This window comes from Nocardia nepalensis (assembly GCF_048910785.1).
Taxonomy (GTDB): Bacteria; Actinomycetota; Actinomycetes; order Mycobacteriales; family Mycobacteriaceae; genus Nocardia; species Nocardia nepalensis.
In genome coordinates this window covers 215,062-237,212 of the sequence record NZ_JBKBET010000041.1, presented here as the reverse complement: position 1 = coordinate 237,212, position 22,151 = coordinate 215,062, and the positions used below count along the sequence as shown (strand labels likewise).

Genomic DNA, 22,151 nt, shown 5'->3' with positions numbered 1-22,151 from the left:
CCCCGGTGTGATCGACACCATCGGCTGCCGGGGCAAACGCTAACATTGCGGAGCAGGGAAAACAACAGGATCAATTTCGATCGACATCAAATACAGCGGTGTAATATTCATGCCGACCCGGGCGACGTTGCCCGACGTCGGAAGGGCGTGACGATGACGGAGACCGAGGCGCGGACCGCGCCGGACCTGTGGTGGCGGCTGCGGACACCGCGCGCGCAGTTGGGCCGGCTGACCAGCATCGGGCCGCTGGCCTGGGCGGCTTCGCGGGCCGCGGGCGCGGTGACCGGCGGCGGGCGCGTGCGCGCCATCGAGGCCGTCGGGCTGACGCCGGGAATGGTCAAGTTCTACGGGCTGTACTTCGGATATGTGAACTCGTTGACCCGGCTGCGTCGCGCCGACAGTGAGTTGGTGATCCTGCGGACGGCGTGGAATTGCGGGGCGTACTACGAATGGTTCACCCATGTATACGTGTCGAGATCGGCCGGGCTTTCGGTCGATGATGTGGCGCGCGTCGGTGTCGGGCCCGCGGCCGCGGAGTGGTCGGCGAAGCAGCGGGCGCTGCTGACCGCCGTGGACGAATTGACCTCGCGCCGAGTGATTTCCGATGACACGTGGGCATCGGTGCGTTTGTTCTTCGACGATGCGCAGTTGGCCGATATCTGTCTGCTGACCGGCAATTACGCAATGCTGGCCATGTTGTTCAACAGTGTGGACGTCCGTCCGGAACCCGGTGCGTGGCAGGCCTGGCCGATTCGGATATTGCGACGTGATGCCGAACTCGGCGCGGTGCTGACCGGCGATTCCGTGCGACGCGAACCGGCGGGGACCGCCCTGAATAACGCTGTCCCCGTGTCGGATTCGAATATTCTGACCCGCTTGTGCGCTGCAGTGCAGCTGCGCGGCGCGCCGCCGGATCGGATCGCGCTCGGCGCCTTGCGTGCGGTCGGCCCGCTCACCTGGACGCTGTCCCGGCTCGGTGGATTCGCCACGGGCGCTGGGGTGAGAGCCGGGGTAGCGGCCGCCGATGCCATCGGCATGGATCCGCGAATGATGCGGCATTACCTGCCGTTCGCGGCGAAACTGGTACTCGGTTCACACCTTTCGCGGCCCGATACCGAGCTGGCCACATTGCGCATTACCTGGAACAGCGGGGTGGGCTACGAATGGTATTACCACGCACACTTTTCCCGGCTCAGCGGCGTCTCGCCGCAGACGGTCGAGCGGGTGGCGATCGGTCCGTCCGCGCCGGGCTGGAACGAGCGGCAGCGGGCGCTGCTGACCGCGGTGGACGAACTGCACACCGACCGATTCATTTCCGATGACACCTGGACCCGCTTGCGCGCGCACTACAGCGACCGGAAACTGGCCGCATTGTGCCTGCTGGTCGGGCATTACGACATGATCGGCATGTTGTTCCGCAGTTTCGGCGTCGAACCGGAGCCGGGTGCGCTGCGGCGCGGACCGCTGCGGTTGCTGCGGCCCGAGGACGACAGCGATCGGATCATGCCCGCCCGGCTTCCCGCGGTCAATCGAGCCGTGACGAACCGGCTGGTGCGGCCGCTGGCCGGACGGGCGCCCGGTCTCGGACTCCTCACCCACACCGGGCGCAAGTCCGGGAAGTCTTATCACACACCGGTACTCGTACTCCGCGACGGGAATCGCGTGGTGGTCCCGCTCCCGTACGGCGACACCGCCGACTGGGTGCGCAATGTGCTGGCCGCCGGTACCGCCGTTATTCGGTACCGGGGATCGACGCTGCTGCTCTCGGGTCCGCGCGTGTACGACAGGACCGGATGCGACGAGTTCGGGCTCGCGACCCGGTTCGCGGCTCGTGTCGCCAAGGTATTGCTCGCCGAGCTGGTCGTGGACGCGGCGGAATAGGAGCGAGGTCATGGCTGGGGTCACGATGATCAGGACCGTCGCCGCGCCGCCCGGGGTGGTGGTCGACGTGCTCACCGATCATCGCGGATACGCCGATATCACCCCGTTGCGGGCGGTGGATATGGAGTGCGACGCCGCGCCGGAGCCGAACGGCGTCGGCGCTGTCCGGGCGATCTACGTCCTGGGGCGGTGGTTTCCCGCGGTGCGCGAGGGGGTTACCGAATATGCGGCGCCATACCGGTTTTCCTACCGGATACTGTCCGGGTTGCCCGGTGATATCCGCGGTGCGGTGGACCTGGCCGATTCCGGTGGCTCGACCCGCCTGGAATACCGGCACGAGGTGAATCTGCCGTTCCCGATGCCCGCGCCGATCGTGCGGGCCGGGATACGGTTGGTCATCGGATTCCTCATCCGCGCTGTGGCCAGCGAATCCGAACGGCGCGCGGCAAGGCAATGAGGTATATAGCGCGCGCGATGGGAATGCGTACACTGGCCCAGCCGGAAGCAATCTGAAACAGGTGTCCGTCAGCCGACGTTGGGAGGAGCAAGTGTCAACACGACGTGACGACATTCTCGACGCGGCACGGGACCTCATTGTGCGCGAGGGCTATGCGAGCGTCAGTATGCACGCCATCGCGCGTGCCGCGGGCATTACCCGGCCCGCGCTGTACGCCGAATTCGGCGATCGCGACGAGCTGTTCGAGGCGCTGCTCGATCGCGAGGACCAGCGCGTGCAGGAGATGGCGGCCGCGGCGACCCCGGTGGTCCCGGAGGGTGTCGACCTAGCCGCGATGGCATCGGATGTGGCGGCCGACGCCGTCGATATCTATCTCGATCTCGTGGTCGCGGCGCCGGAAACCTGGCGGTTCGTGCTGATGCCCGGCGACGGTCTGCCCAAAGAGGTGCACCAGCGCGTCGATCGCACCCGCAATGCGATCCGTGAGCGCAGCCAGGCGCTGATCGCGGTGATGGGCGCGCTGAGCGAAAAAGATATCGACAGCGAATTGTTGAGCCACGCGGTGATCAGCGCGAGCGAGACCGGAGCCAGGATCGTCCTCGCCGAGGGTGGTGCCGAACGTCGCGAGGCCGTGGCGAAGACACTGCGCTGGGTGGCGCGGCGGGCGGTCGCCGCCGTCGGAGCCGGGGAGTCGTAGCGATGGCGAACGCGAAACAAGTGACGCCCGCCAAGAAGTCGGCGGCCGATAAGACCGGCGGACCCCGGCCTGCCAAGCGCAAGTACGCCAAACGACTCCAGCCCGCCGACCGGCGCGAGCAACTGCTCGACGCGGCACTGGCCATCGTGGCCGAGGAGGGTTTCACCAGCGTCAGCATCGCCGCCGTCGCCGAGCGCGGCGGAGTGACCAGACCGGTCGTCTACGACTCCTTCGGCAGCCGCGACGAACTGCTGGAAGAACTCATCGAACGCGAGACCGCCCGCATGGCCGCCGCCGTCGAACGCTCCGTCGCCGGTGATGCCACGACGCCCGATCCGGGTTCTGTCACACCGGAACAGCTGCCCGCGATGCTCGGACGCTTCCTCACCGAGGTGCGCTCGATGCCCGACACCTGGCGGCTGGTGTATTTCCCGATCGATGGGGTGCCGCCGGTGCTGCGGGAGCGGGTCGCCAAATCGCGCGACGAATTGCGTACACCGCTGGGGCACGCGATCGGCCTGTGGCTGGCGGATCAACCCGACGCCGACGAGGTGGATGCCGATGTGCTCACCCAGGTCGTGCAGGGGACCATCCAGACCGCGGCGCGGCTGGTGCTCGACGATCCCGAACAGTTCGATATCGATCGGATTCTGGCGCTGTTCGACTATCTGTTCTTTCGCGAGTCGTAGCCAGCGGCGACTGCTGGCGCGTTCGGCGTGACGGAGATGGGCTGCGGCCATGGATAATTCGGTCGGCCCGGCGCGCGCGATCCGCTCTGCCCAGGCGCGTTCGGGTCATCATGCTGCTGCTTCGGCGCCCAGTGTGGAGCGGACGAATTCGGCGAGGTGGGCGGCCACCGGTTCGGGTGTTCCGTGCGGGCTCGGGTCGGCGCCCGCTGCCAGGTCGCAGTGCAAATAGCCGGGGACCCAGTGCACCTGTTCCGGATATACGCCGAAGCGGGTGATGACGTTGGTGAAGCTGGATTCGCCCATTACGTTGATGTACGGCAGTCGAGATGCGCCGTCTTCGTGGCGGATCGGCGCGAGCGAGCCGGTGCGGCAGCCGCCGAGGACCGCGACGGCGTCGATGGTCTGCCGGGTCGGGAAGTAGTCCTCGAATACGTTGAGCCGCCCGCCCGCGAGGATCCTGGCCAGTTCGACGATATCGACGACCTCGCCGCCCGTCGTGGACGCCGGTTTGCCGCTGTTGGATAGTTGGATCGGTGCGTCCGGTGTGCCGCATCGGCGATAGCCGCGCCAGTGGTAGAGCTCGTCGAATGATGTTGGGCTGTACCGGGGTTGGGTGCCCAAACCGGCCTTGTACAGCGAGCGCAACCCCGGGAGGCGCCCGGCCTCGAAGGGCAGCGGGAAGGTGCGTGGCGCGACCGCGGCGCTGTCGAGGGTGCCGCAGCTCATCGAGAGAACGGCGAAATTGACCGAGGTGTGCGCGCCGCCGAGCAGACCGAGCAGCGCCAGATTGGTCAATCGCAGATCGCGGTAATCGGGTGTGCCGGTGAGGAATTCGCGCCAGGTGCGGGCGGTCGAACCGCGCAGGGCGATGCGGGTGGTGGTGTTTTCCGGGATCAGCCGCAAGATATCGGTCTCGTCTTCGGGGGCCATGGTCGCCGCCGCCGCGACGGCCGCGATGATCGCGAACAGTTCGGCATTTCCCCACCCGCCCCGCAGGAAGGCGGTGCTGCGCGGCATCAGTCCGCGGCGCATCGCGGCTGGGGTTCGCTCGAGGCCGCGTGCGAGAGGTCGCAGGGCGGTGCCGAGCGCCTTGCGTGAGCGCAGCCGCAGCGGATCGAGATGGGTGATGGTGTCCAGGGCGATCAGACCGGCGATCTGCTCGTATCCGGGTGTGCCGTCGAAATCCCATGCGGCATAGGCGCCCGCCTGAATCCCGCCGAGTGAATGTCCGCCGAGGAACACCCTTTCCGCGCGCATATCAGGATCGCGGATTTCGCGGACGAGCACCGCGTGCAGATCTTCGAGAGTGCGCGCCATGCCGAACTCGGCGAGGAAACCGAGTTCGCGGTCCTTGCGGAAACCGCCGAAAACCCTTCCGCCGACCTCGATTCCGCGATAGTAGTAGTCGAAGGGCAGCCGGTGATCGCTCTCGGCCAGCGCCACCTCGATAGGGCTGTGGTCCTCGACCCCATTGGCGCGGCGATCGATCGCCCAGCACTCGGCTCGGACTCCGGCAGCGTGCAAGGTGCGAATCGTATTGCGGGCCAACGGTTGTAGTGATCGAGCACCCGCGATGGCCCCCGGCAGCAAGACGATGATCGCGTCGGCGGTCGCGGGATCGGCCGGGCCGTCGGCCATTCGAACTCGCAGGTGCCGAAGCTGATCACAGTCTGCGGGATGCGCGGGGAACCCCTCGGGGAGCGGAGCCCGGTGGGTCACCATGCTCACTGCGATACCGTCGACAACTTCCAGCACCTCTTCCGCGCGCACCTCGAGCTCCTCACTGTCACAGACACTGCGAGCCTATGGCGGCTACCGGGCCTATCGGGCGGCCATGGACGGTGGTTGGCGGGAATTGCGAATCACGTGGCGGACGAAGCCTGTTACCGGCGATTCCGCCGTCAGCCGTTCAGGTGGTGGACAACCAGAACTCACCCGATCTCGCCTGCCGCGACCAGGGCCCGCGAGCGGGGCGGCTAAGATCGCCTACCTGTGTGTGCGGAAATCGAGATGGTCGCGGTCCCGGCGGGACGGGTGACGCTGTCGGATCGGCGGACTCAGCGGAGTTGGCCCGTCGAGGTGGCGGGGTTCGAGATGGCGGCGCTTTCGGTCACGCAATCGCAGTATGAACAGGTCATCGGTGCGCGGCCGAGTAGCGTTCGGGGTGATCGGCTGCCGGTCGAGGGTGTCTCGTGGTTCGATGCGATCCGGTTCTGCAATGGCCTGTCCTCGCTCGCCGGGTTGACGGTCGCGTACCGCGTGCACGATGACGAGGTCGAGTGGGATGCCGCCGCGAACGGGTATCGGCTGCCGACCGAGGCCGAATGGGAGTACGCCTGTCGTGCCGGTACCAGCGGACCGCGCTATGGCGAGATCGACGAGATCGCCTGGTACCGAGGCAATTCCGGGGAGCGCAGTCACGAAGTGGGCGGCAAACTGCCCAATGCGTGGGGGCTGTACGACATGCTGGGCAATGTCTGGGACTGGTGCTGGGATATCTACGATGCCGAGGTGTACGGCTCGTATCGGGTGCTGCGCGGGGGCGGGTGGTCGGACGAGAAGTGGAGCTGCCGAGCCTCGGTGCGGCGGCGCAGCCATCCGACCTACCGGATCGACGACGTCGGATTTCGTATTGCCCGTTCGGTATTCGCCTGAACCAGCGCGTTATCGCCTCCCGCCGAAGAACTTCGGCAGCTTGCGCTTGCCGCGTCCGTCGAGCGCTCGCATCAATCCGGCCAGGGCGCGCAATCGCACCCGCGAGGCCGGATACCACGCCAACTCGCGTTTCAGTGCCGGTCCGCGCGGCACCGTAATCGCCTGCTGGCGACAGTATTTCCGGATTCCGGCGGCACCGCCCCACCGCGCGCCGATTCCGGAGTCCTTCCACCCGCCCATCGGCAGCGCGAAGCTGAACAGATTCGCGAATGCGTCATTGACATTGACCGCACCCGCCTCCAGCCGCCGCGCCACCCGCTCGCCGCGCTTGCGGTCTCCGGTCCACACGGTGGCCGAGAGCCCGTATACCGAATCGTTGGCCAGGCGCACCGCCTCGTCCTCGTCGGCGACCTTCATCACCGGAATGGTCGGGCCGAAGGTCTCCTCGGTGATGCACGACATCGAGTGGTCGACATCCACCAGCACGGTCGGTTCGAAGAAGGTGCCAACGCCAGTTGCCTTGCCGCCGGTGGTGATTCGCGCGCCCGCGGCTACCGCCTGCTCGACATGACGGGTGACGATATCGCGCTGCGCCGTGGTCGCCATCGCACCGATATCGAAGTCGAACCCGCGCCCGTCGTGGCCCTGCCGCAGCTCGTGCACCTGTTCGGTCAGGCTGGCCACGAACCGGTCGTAGACCGGCGCCTCGACGTACACGCGCTCGATCGACACGCAGACCTGCCCGGAATTGAACAGCCCGCCGTAGGCGATGCCCGCGGCGGCCCGCTCGATATCGGCATCCGCGAGCACGATGGCCGGATCCTTGCCGCCGAGTTCCAGACTGTACGGGGTCAGGGTCGCGCCACAGGCCGCGGCAATGGCCCTACCGGTCTTCGTGGACCCGGTGAACTGCACATAATCGACCGCCTCGACGACCGCGCGTCCGGTATCCGCGCGCCCGGTCGACACCGCGAACACCGGCGGTGCGCCGATCTGCGACCACCCTCGCGCCAGCGCGAGCGCGCTCAGTGGCGTCACTTCCGACGGCTTCACCAGCACCGCGGCGCCGGCCATCAGCGCGGGTAGCGCATCGAAGCACACATTGAGCAGCGGGAAGTTCCATGGCGTGATGATCCCGACCACCGGATGCGGTCGGTAGGCCTTGACCAGACGCTTGGTCCGGCCGAGCGGGCTGTGTGGGGCCGGGTGCTCGTCGAGGAGGAATTTCGCGGCATTGCGCGCCCAGTACTTGATCAGGTTGACCGCGGCGGGCACCTCGATTTCCGCGTCGTAGCGGGTTTTGCCGGTTTCGGATTGGACCACATCGGTGAGCTCGGCGGAATTGTCGATCAGCCAATCCTGGAGCCGAAACAGCCATTCGGCGCGTTTATCCGGGCCGATCGCCTCCCATTCCGGCTGGAACAGGCGCAGTTCGCGCACGGTCGCGGCGACGGCGGCGCTCGATTCGTCGGGCACCCGGCCGGTGACGCTGCCGTCGGCGGGGTTGTGGACCTCGATCTCGGCGTGCTGTTCTGCCGTACTCATCCGGCTCACCTCCTGTGCTGAGTCCAGGGTTCCAGCGTGGCACCTCGACCGCACTCGATCGGCGGATTCATGATTTTCCTGCGGTGGAGAAGGAATGATTGATATGTTCCGCCAACAGCAAGAAGACCGGTTCGACGAGGATGCAGTTCAAGTGTTCGATTGGGATCTACTGCGGAGTACATCCAGCGTGCATGTGCTGATGCAATTGGCGCAGGAACGCGGAATGCCGGCGGAGATCTGCCTGCAGGGCACGGCACTGGTGCCCGATTCGGTAATTGATCCCAATGCCGAGGTGACCGCGCGCCAGGAGGTGCGCGTCGTGCGGAATCTGCTCGCGCGATTCGGCGATGAATCCGGTTTGGGTGTCGAGGCGGGGGACCGCTACCACATATCGCTGTACGGCCCGTGGGGGCTGGCGTTGCTGAGCAGTCGCACGGTGCGCGAGGTGATCGAGGTGTCGCTGCGCTACGTCGACCTCGCCTTCGTCTTCGGCCGACTGACCTTCGAGGAGGGGGCGACCGAGTCGCGGCTGATCTTCGACGACTCGGAGATTCCGGAGGACGTGCGTGCGTTCCTGACCGAACGTGTCATCACCGGGATCCAGACCATCGGCCGGGAACTGTTCTCCGCGGGGGTGCCCGCCACCCGGGTCGGCTTCCGGCATCCCGCTCCGGCGGATACGACGCGCTACCGCAACGTCTTCGGTGTCGAGCCGGTCTTCGGCGCGGCGGTCAACGAATTGGCCTTCGACAGTGCCTATCTCGATGTCGCACTGCCGCAGGCCAACGACTGGGCGCGCGGCACTTGCGAACAACTCTGCCGCGATCTGCTCACCGCGCGGCGTGCGCGCACCGGTGTCGCGGGTTCGGTGCGCGATCTGCTGGTTCGCAATCCGGGCGAGATTCCGGATCAGATCGCGGTCGCCGCAGAGCTTTTCATGAGTCCGCGGACGCTGTCGCGGCGACTGCGGGACGAGGGCACGTCCTTCCGCAATCTGCTCGACGAGGTCCGGCAGATGATGTCCGAGGAGCTGTTGAGCCATACCGATATGACCACCGAACAGGTGGCCGCGCGGCTCGGTTACGCGGAGGCGGCATCGTTCATCCGGGCATTCCGGCGATGGAAAGGCTGTCCGCCGCAGGAGTTTCGGGCGCGAGGTGGGCGGACGGTCGCGCCGATCAAAGCGGCACCCGCACTCGGCCGGGACCATCTGGTCGGCACCGGTTAGCCGACTGTCATTGCACCGCGGTCGAATTCGCGGCCAGCGTGATCAAGAGTTTGTGCCCGCCCGCGAGCAAATGGGGTAGCGGGTGGCCGGGTCGATGCGGCCGAGATAGCCGCCGAGCAGGGTGCCGAACCAGATGGCACCGTCGGGACCGGTGGTGATGCCGGTGGTGCCCGGCAGCAGACCCCCGGCCGGAATGCGTTCCAGCCGAAGTGCCGTCGTATCGAGGCGGGCTACATCCGCGGGTGGCAGGGTGAACCACAGCGCGCCGTCCGGTCCGGCAGTGAAGCGCTCGGCGAAACTTGCGATGCCGACCGGGTTTTGGGTGACGCTGATGGCCGGATCCTCGGTAGCAACATCGGCCGACGCGCCACCGTCGAGAATGGTGGTGGCCGCGAGAACGGCGGTGATCGTCGCGGCGCGGCGGACGAATGTCGATCTCATGGAAACCTCGTGTTCGTCGCAGTGGTCGAAATCTAGCCAGCGGATCTCCGACCGGGCCACGACCGCATCGGCCAGCTGTTCGACCATCGACGCCACGCTCGCGGCCGGTGGCGGAAAGTGTCAATTGGACGGCCCGGCCAGCCATGGCCGGTCCGGATCCGGCCGCCTAGCGTCCCAGGAAACACAGTTAGCGTGGAGGATTACATCGTGGCGGAGTCCCTATCGGGGATGGGGGAACGGAATTCGGCGGAATTCGATTTCGACTGGATCGTGGTCGGCAGCGGATTCGGGGCCAGCGTGTGCGCGCTACGGTTGTCGGAGAAGGGTTATCGGGTCGGCGTACTCGAACAGGGGCGGCGTTTCGGGGACGCGGATTTCGCGACGAGTGCGGCGCGGCTGCGCAAATTCCTGTGGCTGCCGACGTTCGGTCTGCACGGAATCATGCGGATGGCACCCTATAAGCACGCGACGGTGCTCTCCGGTGTGGGAGTGGGCGGGGGCAGCCTGGTCTACGCGAACACCATGTATCAACCGCAGGGTGACGATTTCTACCGACACCCGCAGTGGGCGGAGCTCGCGGACTGGCGCGCCGAGCTGGCACCGCATTTCGATGCGGCGCGACGGATGTTCGGAGTCCAGACCTATAAGGGCGGGCGGCCTGTCGATACCCTGTTGCGCGAGCTGTCCGCGGATCTCGGTGTGCCGCACGGGTATCGACGCACTCCGGTCGCGGTCTATTTCGGCGCGCCCGGAGAAACGGTGCCGGACCCCTACTTCGGTGGCGCCGGACCCGAACGCACCGGCTGCATTCGCTGCGGTCAATGCATGCTCGGCTGCCGCTACGGTGCGAAGAACAGCCTGCCGAAGAACTATCTCTGGCTGGCCGAGCAGGCCGGAGCAGTCATTATGCCCGATCGGAAGGTGGTCGATATCGCGCCGCTCGCAGACGGTTCCGGAAATCCGGGAACCGGCGAGCACGGCTATGTGCTCCGGGCACGGCGGCCGGGGGCATTGCGGTGGGCCACGCGGAAATTCACCGCACGCGCGGTGGTCGTCGCGGCAGGCGCGCTCGGCACGAACGAATTGCTCAGCGCCTGCAAACGCAACGGTTCACTGCCCGGGCTCTCCGACCGGCTCGGCGAGTTGGTGCGCACCAATGACGAATCCATTCCCGCGGCAACGACCATGGACCGCACGGCGGACTATCGCAGCGATATCGCCATCACCTCCAGCATCTTCCTCGACGAGCGCACCCACCTCACCAATAACACCTATGGCGACGGCGGCAACCTGCTCGCCCTGTTCTATGGACCGGCGGCGACCGGTCGTAACCGGTGGGCTCGGTTCCTGCTCGGGTATCCGGCTTATCTGGGCCGATTGCTGTTGCGGCGCAATTGGTCTCGTCGCACCATTATCTTCACCGTGATGCGGGGCACCGACGTCTCGCTGCGGTTGCGCAGGGGATTCGGTCCAGGGCGGTTGCAGACGGAGTCCGATGGCACCGTCGCGAAGGGAGAATCCGCCGTGGATCTCGCGCGCCGGGTCGCGCGGCTCGCGGCCGACCGGATCGGCGGGCAACCGCTCGCCTCGGTCGGTGAATCCCTCGGGTCCGCGCCGATGACCGCCCACTTTCTCGGTGGCGCGGTCATCGGCGCGGATCGCGAGCACGGGGTTATCGATAAGCGGCATCGAGTTTTCGGGTACTCGAACCTCTTGGTGTGCGACGGTGCGGCGGTGCCAGCCAATGTCGGGGTGAATCCGAGCCTCACCATTGTCGCCATGGCCGAAGCGGCAATGTCTCACATTGCCCCCGCGCCCTAGTCGGGCCGGTCCGCAGCGGCGTTTCGGGGCCGCTGCGGAGACTCAGCCTATACGGGTGGTCCGGGTGGTGAAACAGCCTGATCCGCCCCGCCAAAATGCGGGGGTGTCCGAATCCGCCGGATCGGCCGCGATCGGTGTCGGATTGCGGCGTCCGGCGGCCGATCGGTCGGCGGATCCGGGTCGGTGGCGCAGGGTGGAGTCATGACCTACGACATCCACGCCATCCACCACACCGGCATCCTGACCCGCGATCTCGACGGTTTGGAGCGCACATATCGGTCCCTGGGATTCACGCTCAGCCCGCGCTCGCGGCACCTGCTCGCACCGCAGCCCGGTGCGGAGTTGCAGGCGGGATGTACCGCCAACGCATGTGCGCTGTTCGGCGGGTCGTACATCGAATTACTCGGCATCGTCGACGAGTCGGCGCCGGATCCGTGGCATACCAAGGCGGTGGCCGATCAGTACGAGGGATTCCGAATTCTGTACGTGGATACCGACGATGCTGCCGGAGTCGCGCAGGGCCTGACCGCCGCGGGCCTGCGCACCTCCGGTGTCCTCGACCTCGAACGCGACGTGGAGACCGTAGACGGTGTACGCACCATGCGGGCCCGCTCGGTGCATATCGAACCGGGGGCGACGCCCGAGGGATACATCGGGATAGCCCAGCATCTCACCCGCGAGTATGTACACCAGCCGCGCTACCTCGACCATCCGAACGGAGCACGCGGTATCACCGCCGTGCTGACCGTGGCCGCCGATGACGAATTCGATGCGATCACAGACCGATACGTGCGGGTCTTGGGGACCGAGCCGGTGCAGGCCGGTCCGCTCGCCGTGCTCGAGCACAAGGATGTGCGCCTCGAGATCGTCCGCGCATCGGACGCGCAGAGCGTGTTGCCCGGTGAAAAAGCCCCCGCGCCATCGTATTTGGCCGCCATGACGATTCAGGTCGACGATGTCGCCGCCGCACGCACGATCGTCGAGACAGGCGGCATTCCGACCCGGACCACCGACAGCGGCTTCTTCGTCTCGGCGCGCGATGCGTACGGCGCCGGGTTGTTCTTCGCGGCGCGATGATCGTCGAGACGAACATCGGTCGCCTCCGCGGTGCCGCGATCGGGGAGATCACCGCCTTCCGCGGAATCCCGTATGCGCGCGCCGCGCGGTTCGCCGCACCACGACCAGTGCCGTCATGGGCGGGCGTTCGAGATGCGATGACGCCCGGTCCGGCAGCGCCGCAACCGCCGTCGCGGCTGCAGAATGTGATGGGCCCCTTCGAAATACCGCAGTCCGAGGACTGTCTGTCGCTGAACGTGTGGGCGCCGCGGGGCAGCGGTCACCCGGTGCTGGTATTCCTACATGGAGGCGGCTTCAGCAGCGGTTCGGGCGGTCTGGCCTGGTACGACGGCACCGAGCTCGCGGCGCGCGGCGACCTGGTCGTGGTCACCGTCAACTACCGGCTCGGCGCGCTGGGCTTCCTCCGGATGCCGGGGGTGAGTGAGGGCAATCTCGGTCTGCTGGACCAGCTTTCGGCGCTGCATTGGGTGCGCGACAATATCGCGGCGTTCGGCGGTGACCCGCACAACGTGACGGTGGCCGGACAATCCGCGGGAGCGATGTCGATCCTGGCGCTACTGTCCGGGCCGGCGGCACGCGGGTTGATGCACCGGGCGATCCTGCAGAGCACACCGGCGGGGATGCTCCCCGACGAAACGGATAAGGCGGCGCACACCGGTGGAATACTGTTGCGGGAGTTGGGCATCGAACCGAGCGAAGCCGCTCTTCTCGGTGAGGTACCCCTCGCCGACCTGCTGGCGGCTCAACGCGGTGTCGCGCGACGAACTCCGGCGAATCCGGTGCCGCCGTTCCAATTGGTGGTCGACACACTCGTCGCGCCCGATCCAGTGGCCGTGGTCGGCACACGCGGCGCGGATGGTGTGCCGATCCTGCTCGGCACCACCCGCGATGAGGCGTCGGCCTTCTTTCCGGACGGTCGAACCACCGCCGAGGCGGTGACCGTGCAGATGTTCAGCGAACCCAGCCAGCGGTTGGCGCGGCTGCTCACCGCGGCCGGAGCACCGCCCTGGCAGTACCGCTTCGACTGGCACCCCGCCGACAGCCCCTACGGTGCCTGTCACTGCATCGAGTTGCCCTTCGTCCTCGGCGACGCCGCCGCATGGCGGAATGCGCCGATGTTGCGCGGTCAGCGACCGCCCGATCTGGTCGACGAGGTCCGCGATAGCTGGATCGGCTTTACCCGCACCGGCGACCCCGGCTGGGCGCGCGGTACGAGCCATCGATTCACGAAAGACGCTGCTGCGATTTCGGATTCGAGGTGAACACACCGCTGTCCGGGGAGACCGGCGCGTCCCTTTTGACGAAGCGGGATATGGGGGCTGTATCGATGCGCTCGACGCCCGGTAGCGTGCCGACGCGGTCGGCGACATAGTCGAAGATCGTGTCGGCATCGCGGCAGACCACGATGGCGAAGATGTTGTGCGGTCCCGTCGTCGCGCCGACGAAGGCCGCCTCCGGATCGTCGATGAGCGCGCGCGCCACCTCGGCGAGCCGCAGTGGCGCGACGGTCAGCCACAGCATGCACTGGAACGAGTACCCCAGCAGCGCGGCATCGATTTCGACATCGAAGCGCATCAGGCCGGACCGGCGCAATTCATCCAGCCTGCGCCGAACCGCGGACTCCGACCAGCCGATCGCCCCCGCGAGGTGGGGGTAGGCCGCGCGACCGTCGGCCGCCAGTCGTGGCAGCATGCGACGATCCAGGTCGGTCAAGGTGACCGGCCCGGACGCCGCCGAGAGTGGCGCGCGCAGTGCCGCGACCTGGTCGGTGTTCAGGGCCGAGGTTCGGCCGCTCCATTGCCGAGTCATCAAGTGCCGCAGCAGTCGATGTGCGTCGCTGGCGACGACGGCGGGATGACGGGTCACCGCGGGCAGGGGCGCCGGGCTCTCGCCGACGGTCCGGAACAGGCACAAGATTTCGCAGCCACTGGATAGTACGGTGACCCACGCGGTATCCGGGCGCGCGGCGAGTGCGCGCGCGAGACCGTCCACGCCATCGGGCCGAACCCGCAGGCGGACAACCCATTCCGCATAACCGACGCGGTGCGGATCGGGGACACCGATAACCCGCAGCGCCCCCGCCTCGCGCAGCCGCGAGAACCGCCGGGCCACCGTCCGATCCGAGGCCCCGAGCACCTCGGCGATGCGGCTGAACGCGGCCCGCCCATCCACGTGAAGTGCGTGCAGTAGACCCAGGTCGATCGCATCCAGGTCCGGCACCGTCATTGGACCAGAATACGGTGCGCTATTGGGCACGGCTGCTGGCCGATCGGCTCGGCACGAACGAGGTCGCCAGCTGCTTCCGATCCCGTATGGCGACCACGCCTACGACTTCGTCTGGGGCGACTCGGGTACCCCGATCTCGCGCCAAGCGCCGCTGACTTCCTCGCCAAGACGTTCCCCGCGAACTGAGGCCCGCGCAGTCGTACCCGTTGTCAGGATCCGCACCCGCAGTTGGTGCGGATCCCGAGCTCTGTGCCGAACGTACTATGCGGGCTCCCCGATGACCGATACGGCGCTCGGGGTGACGTGGCGGACAAGGAAATCGGCGAAGGCGGTGGTGACCGGCTCGTCCGGGTGGTCGGAGCCGATGACCATATCGCAGTGGCCGTAGCCGGTGGCGAATGTCGCACCGGCCGGGGTGAGCCGTGTCATCCGAAGGGCCTGGGGTACAAGCCGATTCGGGTCGGACAGGGCATGCATGGTCGGGAGTGAGGCGAGTTTGTCGGCATGGGCGAGACCCCGCAGGTCTGCAGCGCGAGCTCCGGCCATGCACACCGCGCGCTGGGATCATTCGGTGGATCTGCGCGGAAAACGGGTGGCGGTCATCGGAACCGGAGCGACCGCGGTGCAAGTAGTACCCGCGATCGCACCGGAGGTGGCCCAGTTGTCGGTCTTCCAGCGCACCCCGATCTGGTGCTTTCCCAAACCGGATCGCGGCATATCGCCACTGGAGCAACGGATCTACCGGTATCTGCCGCCCGCCCAGCTCGCCATGCGGTACTTGCAATCATCGATCACCGAGACGGTAATGGTCGGTATCCGCCTGTACTACAAGCGTTTTCCCTGGGCCAACCACGCGGTCGAGCGAATCTGCCTGGCGCACTTGGCGCGACGGCATCGAACTCGGCCAGTTCTGGCACGACCGGCGATACCAGGCCTACCTCGGCGCATCGGTGCCGAAATTCCCGAACGCCTTTCTCATGCTCGGCCCGTACGGACTCACCGGCGGCTCCTGGTTCCAGCTCGTCGAGAACCAATCCCGGCACGCGGTCCGCACCATCCGCGAGGCGCACCGCCGCGGCGCGACCTGCGTCGAGATCAAACAGGAAGCGCACGACCGGTACTTCGCCGAGGTACAGCGCCGCCAACAGGGCACCGTATTCTTCAACCACAACTGCGGTTCGGCCAATAGCTATTTCTTCGATCACCACGGTGACGCGCCGTTCCTGCGCCCGGGTCTTGCGGTCGAAGCCTGGTGGGACGCACGCACTTTCGACCTCGACAACTACACCTATCGCAGCATGGCGAAGCGACCGGCCGCGCTCGAGTCGGCGCAGGCCCTGGCACGTCGATGAGCATCGGCCTAGCCTGGACTCCCACCGCGCGAAGAGGAGACGACCGTGCCCGACGTCCGTGAAGTGTGGCAGAGCCGAACATGGGGGACCCTCGGCGCTCCGGTATACGACTTCGTCCTCGACCATCCCGGGGTGGCCCGGCCCGCCGGACGGTTGCTCTGGGGCTGTGACACCCGTCGGATGTACGCGGGCATGGACATCATCAACGAGCTACCGGAGGGCTCCGCGCTACTGGATCTGCCGGTCGGCGGTGGCGTGACACTGCGCCGCCTGCGACCCGGTCACAAGATCCGCTATGTGGCGGCCGATATTTCCGACGACCAGCTGGCGGCGGCGCGCCGCGCGGCCGAACGCGCCGGACTGTCCGGCATCGACTACGTGCGCGCGGATGTCGTCGACCTGCCGTTCGGCACCGGCGAATTCGACCTGGTGGTGACCTTCGCCGGCCTGCACTGCATGCCCGACCCGGCCGCCGCGATCGCCTCGCTCGCACGGGTGCTCGCGCCGGGCGGCCGATTGGTCGGCAGCTGCGTGGTCCGCGGGGTCCGTCCGCGCTTCGACCTGCATATGCGGGTGATGCGGGCGATCGGCGTATTCGGTCCGTCCGGTACCGCCGCCGACCTGTCGCGCTGGTTTGCCGCGGCGGGTCTGCGCGAAGTGGAGCTGGTATGCAATGGCGCACTGGCCCAGTTCACGGTCGTGAAGGACTAGCGCGGCTGCTCGTAGCGGGGTCCCACGAGGGCGATGGCGGTCTCGACTGCCACGTCGATGATCTCGCGGATGTCCTTGCCCTCCTCGACGGTGGATGCGATGAGCTCGCGGTAGCCGCCGTAGAGGATGGTGGCCATCCGACGGGTCGGCGGATGCAGTCCGGGGGCTTCGAATCCCGTTGTGGTGGTGAGGCTTTGGATGAGATCGATGAAGGCCTCGCGCGCGTCGTGGTAGACCTGCCGGGCGGCCTCGCCGAGGGCAGGGGTGTCGCGGATCCAGGCGAGGGTGATCGTCGGGTCTTGTTGAGATGCGCCGATCCAGGCCTCGATGGCCTGCCGGACCTGGGTGCGCCAGGGCGCGCCGGCGTCGACGGCATCGTAGATCTGCTGGATCGTCTCGTTATTGCGCTCGGCCAGCAATGCGATGAAACAGTCCTGTTTGCTGTCGAAGTGTTCATAGAAGGTGCGGCGCGAGGTGCGCGCATTGCGAACCACATCGGCCACGGTCGTTTCGCGATAGCCGCGTTCGCGCACGGCATCGGCCATCGCGTCGAGGAGCCGACGCCGGAATCCGGATTCCGGCGCGGCCTCGGCGGAGATGCTGGCGGCGGGGTCGGCACGGGTCACGAGAATCAGGTTAGTTCGCCCCGCCGCCACCGCGATCATGACCTCACGCGCACCGGGACATGCTCGGAGGCCGCGGTCCGCCGCGCGAATCGGATGGTGCCGTCCTCGATTCGCCCGTGACGCAGCGCGAGCACATCGTGTGCGTAGTTCATGCCCAGCCGCCAGGGCCGACGCGAACCCGCCCGGGGGAACCGGTCGATCGAGCGCTGGACATATCCGGACTGGAAGTCCAGCAGCGGCGCGCTCTCGATATCCGGATCGGGCCACGGCACGCACTGGTCGTAGCCGTTGGCGTCCATATGCCGCAGCAGTCGGCAGACGAATTCGCCGACCAGGTCGGCCTTCAATGTCCAGGACGCATTGGTGTAGCCGATGGTGAACGCGAAGTTGGGGACGCCGCTCAGCATCATCCCCTTGTACGCCATGGTGTCGGGCAGCGCGATCGCCCGGCCGTCGACGGTGAGTTCGATCCCGCCGAAGGCCAGCAATTGCAGACCGGTCGCGGACACCACGATATCGGCCGGGAGGTCGGCGCCGGAGGTCAAGCGCAGGCCCTCGGGGGTGAACCGGTCGATGCGGTCGGTCACCACCGCTGCGCGACCGCCCCGGATCGCGCGGAACAGATCCCCGTCGGGTACCAGGCACAGCCGTTGATCCCATGGGTTGTAGGTCGGTTTGAAGTGGACGTCCACCTCGTAGCCGGTGGGCAGTTGCGCGGCCGTCTGTTTGCGGATGAGGTTGCGCACCATGTGCGGACGGCGCTGGCTGAGTTGGTAGATGATCGTGCCGATCAGCACGTTCTTCCAGCGGGTAATCGTGTAGGCCCGGCGCGGTCCGAGCCGTTCGCGCAGCCGGATGGCCACCGCGTCCTCGGTGGGAATGGACATGATGTAGGTGGGCGAGCGTTGCAGCATGGTGACCTGCGCCGCCTTTTCGGCCATGGCGGGAACGAGGGTCACCGCTGTTGCCCCGCTGCCGATCACGACGACGCGCTTGCCCTCGTAATCCAGGTCGGTCGGCCACTGCTGCGGATGCACCAGCTGCCCTTGGAAGTCCTCGATTCCGGGGAAGTCGGGGGTGTAGCCGTGGTCGTAGCGGTAGTAGCCGCTGCAAACGTAGAGGAAGTCGCTGGTGAACGTCGAGGTCGTGTCGTCGTGCTCGGCCGTCACCGTCCAACGCGCTTCGGCGCTCGACCAGGACGCGCCGATAACCTTGTGCCCGAATCGGATTCGGCGATCGATTCCGGCCTCGGCCGCGGTATCGCGGATGTAGTCGAGGATCGATGGTCCGTCGGCGATGGCCGCGGCCTGCGTCCACGGACGAAAACGGTAACCGAGGGTGTGCATATCGGAATCCGAGCGCACCCCGGGATAGCGGAACAGATCCCAGGTGCCGCCGATTGCTGTGCGCGCCTCCAGAATCGCGTAGCTGCGGCCGGGAAACGCCGTCTGCAGATGGTGTGCCGCACCGATGCCCGAGAGGCCGGCGCCGACGATCAGCACATCGAAATGCTCGCGCCCACCCGTCTCCCGGCCGCCACCCCTCATCGAATCGCTGCGCGATGCTGCACTCATATCGTCGCTCCCACCTTGGCGCGGGCCCGTAGCCGCCGCTCCAACACCGCGAAAATGTCGTAGTAGTGGGTCGGCGTCACCCGCGCGAGCGCGTCGAACACATAGGCATCCGGGCCGACCAGAATGCGGGACTTCCCGCGTTCCACTCCGCGGCAGATGATTTCGGCCGCCTTATCGGGCGAGGTCAGGGTGACCGCCTCGAATTCGGCCGCCATCTGTTCCCGCGAACGGCCACGTCCCTCGGGATCCTTGCGGACCCTGGCATTGCGCGCGATGTTGGTGGTGATGCCGCCCGGATGCACATTCACCGCGGACACCCCGGTACCCCGAAGTTCCTGGCGCAGTGCGTCGGTGAAGCCGCGCACCGCGAATTTCGCGGCACAGTAGGCACTTTGGTACGGCATGCCGACCAAGCCGAATACGCTCGAGGTGTTCACGATGACACCCTGATCCTGTTCCACCAGGATGGGCAGGAATGCGCGGGTGCCATTGACGACGCCGTCGAAGTTGATCTGCCGCAGCCATTCATCGTCCTCGGGGACCGCGTCGAGCACCGACGACGACACCGCGACACCGGCATTGTTGAACACCGCCGCCAAAGGCTCGGTCAACCAGTCGCGCACCTCGGCGGCGAAGGCGAGCTGATCGGCGGCATCGCGCACATCGAGGACCCGAGTGAGCACCGGACCGCTCAGCGAAGCGGCCGTCTGCTTCAATCCGGTCTCGTCGATATCGGCGATCGCCACCGGTGACCCACGGCGGGAAAGCGATTGGGCGAGACTGCGGCCGATGCCGGAGGCGGCGCCGGTGATCATGGCGGGACGGCCGGACAGCGGCCTAGCGGTGCGGGGCATCGGTGCTCCTGGCGGTGCGGATGTGGGTATCGATGAGGTCGGTGAGCGTCGGCCGGACGCCGACGGGCAGGTCGTGGCCCATGCCGGGCAGGGTGTGCAGGCGCGCGCCGGTGATGGCGCTTGCGGTGACGGTGCCGCCGGTCGGGTTGACCATCAGGTCCCGGTCGCCGTGCAGGATCAGGGTCGGGGCGACGACGGCGCCGAGTTCGGTTGTCCGGTCACCGGATTTGAGGATGCCTGCTAGCTGGCGGCCGACCCCGGGCGCGGGGTGCGGATCGCGATCCCAGGTCGTCGCCGCGGCGGTGCGTACGGCGGATTCGTCGAATGGGTAGCCGTGCGAGCAGATGTGCCGGTACATGCGCACCGAGCGATCGATGTGCTCGGTGCGGTTGCGTGCCGGTCGGCCGAACATCAGCCGCCAGGTGGACAGGGCCGGTCGCCCCACCCGCGCGGCACCCGTGGTCGACATGATCGAGGTCAGCGAGGCGACTCGGTCCGGATAGCGGGCGGCGACGGTCTGCGCGATCATCCCGCCGAGTGACATGCCGACCAGATGTACGGAGCCGAGATCTAGTGCATCGATCAGACCCACTGTGTCGGCGGCCATATCGTTGAGATCGTATTGCTCTGTGTGCCAGCGCTTTCGCAGAAAATCGAGCGGACCCGGCGGTGGGAAACCGAAGTGGGTCGACTTCCCGACATCGCGATTGTCGAAGCGGATGACGTCGTAGCCGCGTGCGACGAGCAGCTCGCACAAACCGTCGGGCCAATCGTGCAGTTGCTGACCGAGCCCCGCGACGAGCAGCAGTGGCGTGCCGCCGTTGCCGAGGCGTTCGTAGGCGAGTGTGACCCCGCGGCCCACATCGGCGAATTGTTCGGACCCACCCGTCGCCCGGCCATCACCGCTCATCGAATCGCTGGGCGATGTCATGCCGTCACCTGCTCGGCGCGCGCCGCCGCGGCAGTCGGCGAGGGCGCGCGGCGATACACCACGGCGCGGCCCTTCTTGGCGGGCACGAGCGCGACACCGCGGAAGTGCGTCCGCTCGTCCGGGGCCTCGGTCGGTGCGAGCGTGAAATCCCTTAGTAGCGTGCGCAATACGACATTCATCTCCATGGTGGCGAATGCCGCGCCGATGCAGCGCCGTGCGCCGCCGCCGAACGGTATCCAGGTGAAGGTGCCGGGCCGGACTCCGACGAAGCGGTCCGGGTCGAAGGCGCGGGCGTTGGGGAACAGCTCCTCGTTATCGTGCATGAGCCGGATGCTCACCAGGACGTTTTGCCCCTTGGGCAGCGTCCACCGACCCAGTTGCAGCGACTCCGCGCGGATGTTGCGGGCCGTCGCGTCGATGACCGGGCGGACCCGCTGCACCTCGAGCAGGGTGGCCTCGCGCAGTGCCGAACCGCCCGCGTCCACCTCGGCGACCAAGCGGCGCAACACTTCCGGATGGCGGCGCAACCGCTCGATGGTCCACGAGAGCGTGGTCGCGGTGGTCTCGTGTCCCGCGGTGAGCAGGGTCAGCAGTTCGTCGGCGATCTCGCTGTGGGTCATCGCGGTGCCGTCGTCGTAGCGGGACTGCAGCATCATCGCGAGCACATCGTCGCGGTCGGCGAGCTGTTCGTCGGCGGCGGCGCGGTCGATGAGTCGGCCCACGATTTCGTCGTAGTGGCGCCGATGCGCGGTGAAGCGGGCCCAGGGTCCGAAGCGCCCCAGGAACTTTCGCGGCACCGGTAGCGCCGCCAGCGCCGACCCGACCAGCACGAGTTTGGGCAGCAACTCGCGCAACTCGTCGAATTCCCGGCCCTCGGCGCCGAATACGGCGCGCAGGATCACGTTCAGGGTGATCCGCATCATCGAATCCATCGTCGCGAACTCCTGACCCTGCGGCCAGGTCGCCAGTTCGCGGACCGTCTCCTCCTCGATCAGCGCCTCGTATACGGCCAGGCGGCGGCCATGGAACGGCGGGGTCAGCAGTTTGCGCTGCTTGCGATGGTCGGCACCCCGCAGCGAGAACAACGAGCCGGGACCGAGGAACTGCCCGAGATTGACATCGACATTGTCGGCCACATCGGAGCTCGCGGTGAACAGCGCCTTCACCTCGGCCGGATCGGATAACACCACCATCCGGCCGAACCGGGGCAGATAGACGGTGAACGCCGATCCGTAACGGTCGTGCAGCCTGCGCCAGGCGCGGGTCCGGCCCGCCATCACCTCCAGGGCCTGAACGAGAGCCGGAGTAGTCGGCCCGTCGGGCAGTTTTACCGTGGTCATGCGGCACCTCCCAGCGTGGTACATCGGTGTACCATCAGCACGGTAC

At 67.1% G+C, this 22,151-nt stretch carries 21 protein-coding genes and 1 pseudogene; 12 read left to right on the top strand and 10 right to left on the bottom strand.

Annotated elements, in window-relative coordinates; translation table 11 throughout:
- The first annotated feature begins 153 nt into the window (after nucleotides 1–153).
- The 4 genes from ACHQ4I_RS40955 to ACHQ4I_RS40940 all read left to right on the top strand — a co-directional run bounded on the left by ACHQ4I_RS40955 (nucleotide 154) and on the right by ACHQ4I_RS40940 (nucleotide 3,724).
- Entirely contained in the window at nucleotides 154–1,881 is a 1,728-nt protein-coding gene (locus ACHQ4I_RS40955) for a nitroreductase family deazaflavin-dependent oxidoreductase (RefSeq protein WP_420777298.1), read from the top strand.
- A 10-nt stretch (nucleotides 1,882–1,891) separates the two neighbouring features.
- Nucleotides 1,892–2,338: an SRPBCC family protein gene (locus ACHQ4I_RS40950; RefSeq protein WP_420777297.1), complete on the top strand. Its 447-nt coding sequence runs from the start codon at nucleotides 1,892–1,894 to the stop codon at nucleotides 2,336–2,338.
- Between the two features lie 91 nt (nucleotides 2,339–2,429).
- Nucleotides 2,430–3,035: a TetR/AcrR family transcriptional regulator gene (locus ACHQ4I_RS40945; protein WP_420777296.1), complete on the top strand. Its 606-nt coding sequence runs from the start codon at nucleotides 2,430–2,432 to the stop codon at nucleotides 3,033–3,035.
- A 2-nt stretch (nucleotides 3,036–3,037) separates the two neighbouring features.
- Nucleotides 3,038–3,724, top strand: coding sequence for a TetR/AcrR family transcriptional regulator (locus tag ACHQ4I_RS40940; RefSeq protein WP_420777295.1), 687 nt, complete (start codon nucleotides 3,038–3,040; stop codon nucleotides 3,722–3,724).
- 108 nt (nucleotides 3,725–3,832) lie between these two features.
- Here ACHQ4I_RS40940 and ACHQ4I_RS40935 read toward each other — a convergent pair whose 3' ends face one another.
- Nucleotides 3,833–5,494, bottom strand: coding sequence for an alpha/beta fold hydrolase (locus ACHQ4I_RS40935; RefSeq protein WP_420777294.1), 1,662 nt, complete (start codon nucleotides 5,492–5,494; stop codon nucleotides 3,833–3,835).
- A gap of 240 nt (nucleotides 5,495–5,734) precedes the next feature.
- Between ACHQ4I_RS40935 and ACHQ4I_RS40930 the strand changes: the two genes are divergently transcribed.
- Nucleotides 5,735–6,379, top strand: coding sequence for a formylglycine-generating enzyme family protein (locus ACHQ4I_RS40930; protein WP_420777293.1), 645 nt, complete (start codon nucleotides 5,735–5,737; stop codon nucleotides 6,377–6,379).
- 9 nt (nucleotides 6,380–6,388) lie between these two features.
- Here ACHQ4I_RS40930 and ACHQ4I_RS40925 read toward each other — a convergent pair whose 3' ends face one another.
- Complete coding sequence (locus tag ACHQ4I_RS40925; protein ID WP_420777292.1) at nucleotides 6,389–7,924, bottom strand: aldehyde dehydrogenase family protein; 1,536 nt, start codon at nucleotides 7,922–7,924, stop codon at nucleotides 6,389–6,391.
- Nucleotides 7,925–8,018: 94 nt separating this feature from the next.
- On the opposite strand from ACHQ4I_RS40925, the gene ACHQ4I_RS40920 reads away from it, so the two are divergent.
- The gene (locus ACHQ4I_RS40920) at nucleotides 8,019–9,152 is read left to right on the top strand and encodes an AraC family transcriptional regulator (protein ID WP_420777291.1); all 1,134 of its coding nucleotides are present in this window, start codon (nucleotides 8,019–8,021) and stop codon (nucleotides 9,150–9,152) included.
- A gap of 42 nt (nucleotides 9,153–9,194) precedes the next feature.
- Here ACHQ4I_RS40920 and ACHQ4I_RS40915 read toward each other — a convergent pair whose 3' ends face one another.
- A complete protein-coding gene (locus ACHQ4I_RS40915) occupies nucleotides 9,195–9,680 on the bottom strand; it encodes an NHL repeat-containing protein (protein WP_420777290.1) in 486 nt (161 codons plus the stop codon).
- Between the two features lie 120 nt (nucleotides 9,681–9,800).
- Between ACHQ4I_RS40915 and ACHQ4I_RS40910 the strand changes: the two genes are divergently transcribed.
- The 3 genes from ACHQ4I_RS40910 (at nucleotide 9,801) to ACHQ4I_RS40900 (ending at nucleotide 13,753) form a co-directional block, all read left to right on the top strand.
- Nucleotides 9,801–11,414, top strand: coding sequence for an FAD-dependent oxidoreductase (locus tag ACHQ4I_RS40910; RefSeq protein WP_420777289.1), 1,614 nt, complete (start codon nucleotides 9,801–9,803; stop codon nucleotides 11,412–11,414).
- 201 nt (nucleotides 11,415–11,615) lie between these two features.
- Entirely contained in the window at nucleotides 11,616–12,491 is an 876-nt protein-coding gene (locus ACHQ4I_RS40905) for a VOC family protein (RefSeq protein ID WP_420777288.1), read from the top strand.
- Nucleotides 12,488–13,753 (top strand): carboxylesterase/lipase family protein, encoded by a 1,266-nt coding sequence (locus ACHQ4I_RS40900; protein WP_420777287.1) that lies wholly within the window; start codon nucleotides 12,488–12,490, stop codon nucleotides 13,751–13,753. The genes ACHQ4I_RS40905 and ACHQ4I_RS40900 overlap by 4 nt, the downstream gene beginning before the upstream one ends.
- Here ACHQ4I_RS40900 and ACHQ4I_RS40895 read toward each other — a convergent pair.
- Nucleotides 13,716–14,717, bottom strand: a complete 1,002-nt coding sequence (locus ACHQ4I_RS40895) for an Lrp/AsnC family transcriptional regulator (RefSeq protein WP_420777286.1) — start codon at nucleotides 14,715–14,717, stop codon at nucleotides 13,716–13,718. The two genes, ACHQ4I_RS40900 and ACHQ4I_RS40895, sit on opposite strands and share 38 nt — an antisense overlap.
- 261 nt (nucleotides 14,718–14,978) lie before the next feature.
- Nucleotides 14,979–15,146, bottom strand: a complete 168-nt coding sequence (locus ACHQ4I_RS40890; protein WP_420777285.1) for a hypothetical protein — start codon at nucleotides 15,144–15,146, stop codon at nucleotides 14,979–14,981.
- Between the two features lie 115 nt (nucleotides 15,147–15,261).
- On the opposite strand from ACHQ4I_RS40890, the pseudogene ACHQ4I_RS40885 reads away from it, so the two are divergent.
- From ACHQ4I_RS40885 to ACHQ4I_RS40875, 3 genes and pseudogenes are all read left to right on the top strand, one after another.
- A pseudogene (locus tag ACHQ4I_RS40885) lies at nucleotides 15,262–15,427 on the top strand (NAD(P)/FAD-dependent oxidoreductase); the annotation flags it as partial.
- A gap of 240 nt (nucleotides 15,428–15,667) precedes the next feature.
- Nucleotides 15,668–16,069 (top strand): monooxygenase, encoded by a 402-nt coding sequence (locus tag ACHQ4I_RS40880; protein ID WP_420777458.1) that lies wholly within the window; start codon nucleotides 15,668–15,670, stop codon nucleotides 16,067–16,069.
- A gap of 45 nt (nucleotides 16,070–16,114) precedes the next feature.
- Nucleotides 16,115–16,780: a class I SAM-dependent methyltransferase gene (locus tag ACHQ4I_RS40875; RefSeq protein WP_420777284.1), complete on the top strand. Its 666-nt coding sequence runs from the start codon at nucleotides 16,115–16,117 to the stop codon at nucleotides 16,778–16,780.
- Here ACHQ4I_RS40875 and ACHQ4I_RS40870 read toward each other — a convergent pair.
- Genes ACHQ4I_RS40870 through ACHQ4I_RS40850 form a run of 5 tightly spaced genes read right to left on the bottom strand, consistent with a single transcriptional unit; the run spans nucleotide 16,777 to nucleotide 22,105 of the window.
- The gene (locus tag ACHQ4I_RS40870; protein WP_420777283.1) at nucleotides 16,777–17,406 is read right to left on the bottom strand and encodes a TetR/AcrR family transcriptional regulator; all 630 of its coding nucleotides are present in this window, start codon (nucleotides 17,404–17,406) and stop codon (nucleotides 16,777–16,779) included. The two genes, ACHQ4I_RS40875 and ACHQ4I_RS40870, sit on opposite strands and share 4 nt — an antisense overlap.
- Before the next feature lie 35 nt (nucleotides 17,407–17,441).
- The gene (locus tag ACHQ4I_RS40865) at nucleotides 17,442–18,980 is read right to left on the bottom strand and encodes a flavin-containing monooxygenase (protein WP_420777282.1); all 1,539 of its coding nucleotides are present in this window, start codon (nucleotides 18,978–18,980) and stop codon (nucleotides 17,442–17,444) included.
- Entirely contained in the window at nucleotides 18,977–19,834 is an 858-nt protein-coding gene (locus tag ACHQ4I_RS40860; protein WP_420777281.1) for an SDR family NAD(P)-dependent oxidoreductase, read from the bottom strand. Before ACHQ4I_RS40860 ends, ACHQ4I_RS40865 begins: the two co-directional genes overlap by 4 nt.
- Entirely contained in the window at nucleotides 19,818–20,765 is a 948-nt protein-coding gene (locus ACHQ4I_RS40855) for an alpha/beta fold hydrolase (protein WP_420777280.1), read from the bottom strand. The genes ACHQ4I_RS40860 and ACHQ4I_RS40855 overlap by 17 nt, the downstream gene beginning before the upstream one ends.
- A complete protein-coding gene (locus tag ACHQ4I_RS40850; RefSeq protein ID WP_420777279.1) occupies nucleotides 20,762–22,105 on the bottom strand; it encodes a cytochrome P450 in 1,344 nt (447 codons plus the stop codon). Before ACHQ4I_RS40850 ends, ACHQ4I_RS40855 begins: the two co-directional genes overlap by 4 nt.
- Nucleotides 22,106–22,151 lie beyond the last annotated feature (46 nt).

Excerpts from the sequence above, each read along its gene's own strand:
- ACHQ4I_RS40955 (WP_420777298.1), top strand. The coding sequence starts at position 154 with ATGACGGAGACCGAGGCGCGGACCGCGCCGGACCTGTGGTGGCGGCTG.
- ACHQ4I_RS40950 (WP_420777297.1), top strand. The coding sequence starts at position 1,892 with ATGGCTGGGGTCACGATGATCAGGACCGTCGCCGCGCCGCCCGGGGTG.
- ACHQ4I_RS40940 (WP_420777295.1), top strand. The coding sequence starts at position 3,038 with ATGGCGAACGCGAAACAAGTGACGCCCGCCAAGAAGTCGGCGGCCGAT.
- ACHQ4I_RS40930 (WP_420777293.1), top strand. The coding sequence starts at position 5,735 with ATGGTCGCGGTCCCGGCGGGACGGGTGACGCTGTCGGATCGGCGGACT.
- ACHQ4I_RS40925 (WP_420777292.1), bottom strand. The coding sequence starts at position 7,924 with ATGAGTACGGCAGAACAGCACGCCGAGATCGAGGTCCACAACCCCGCC.
- ACHQ4I_RS40920 (WP_420777291.1), top strand. The coding sequence starts at position 8,019 with ATGATTGATATGTTCCGCCAACAGCAAGAAGACCGGTTCGACGAGGAT.
- ACHQ4I_RS40915 (WP_420777290.1), bottom strand. The coding sequence starts at position 9,680 with ATGGTCGAACAGCTGGCCGATGCGGTCGTGGCCCGGTCGGAGATCCGC.
- ACHQ4I_RS40905 (WP_420777288.1), top strand. The coding sequence starts at position 11,616 with ATGACCTACGACATCCACGCCATCCACCACACCGGCATCCTGACCCGC.
- ACHQ4I_RS40900 (WP_420777287.1), top strand. The coding sequence starts at position 12,488 with ATGATCGTCGAGACGAACATCGGTCGCCTCCGCGGTGCCGCGATCGGG.
- ACHQ4I_RS40895 (WP_420777286.1), bottom strand. The coding sequence starts at position 14,717 with ATGACGGTGCCGGACCTGGATGCGATCGACCTGGGTCTACTGCACGCA.
- ACHQ4I_RS40890 (WP_420777285.1), bottom strand. The coding sequence starts at position 15,146 with ATGACACGGCTCACCCCGGCCGGTGCGACATTCGCCACCGGCTACGGC.
- ACHQ4I_RS40865 (WP_420777282.1), bottom strand. The coding sequence starts at position 18,980 with ATGAGTGCAGCATCGCGCAGCGATTCGATGAGGGGTGGCGGCCGGGAG.
- ACHQ4I_RS40860 (WP_420777281.1), bottom strand. The coding sequence starts at position 19,834 with ATGCCCCGCACCGCTAGGCCGCTGTCCGGCCGTCCCGCCATGATCACC.
- ACHQ4I_RS40855 (WP_420777280.1), bottom strand. The coding sequence starts at position 20,765 with ATGACATCGCCCAGCGATTCGATGAGCGGTGATGGCCGGGCGACGGGT.
- ACHQ4I_RS40850 (WP_420777279.1), bottom strand. The coding sequence starts at position 22,105 with ATGACCACGGTAAAACTGCCCGACGGGCCGACTACTCCGGCTCTCGTT.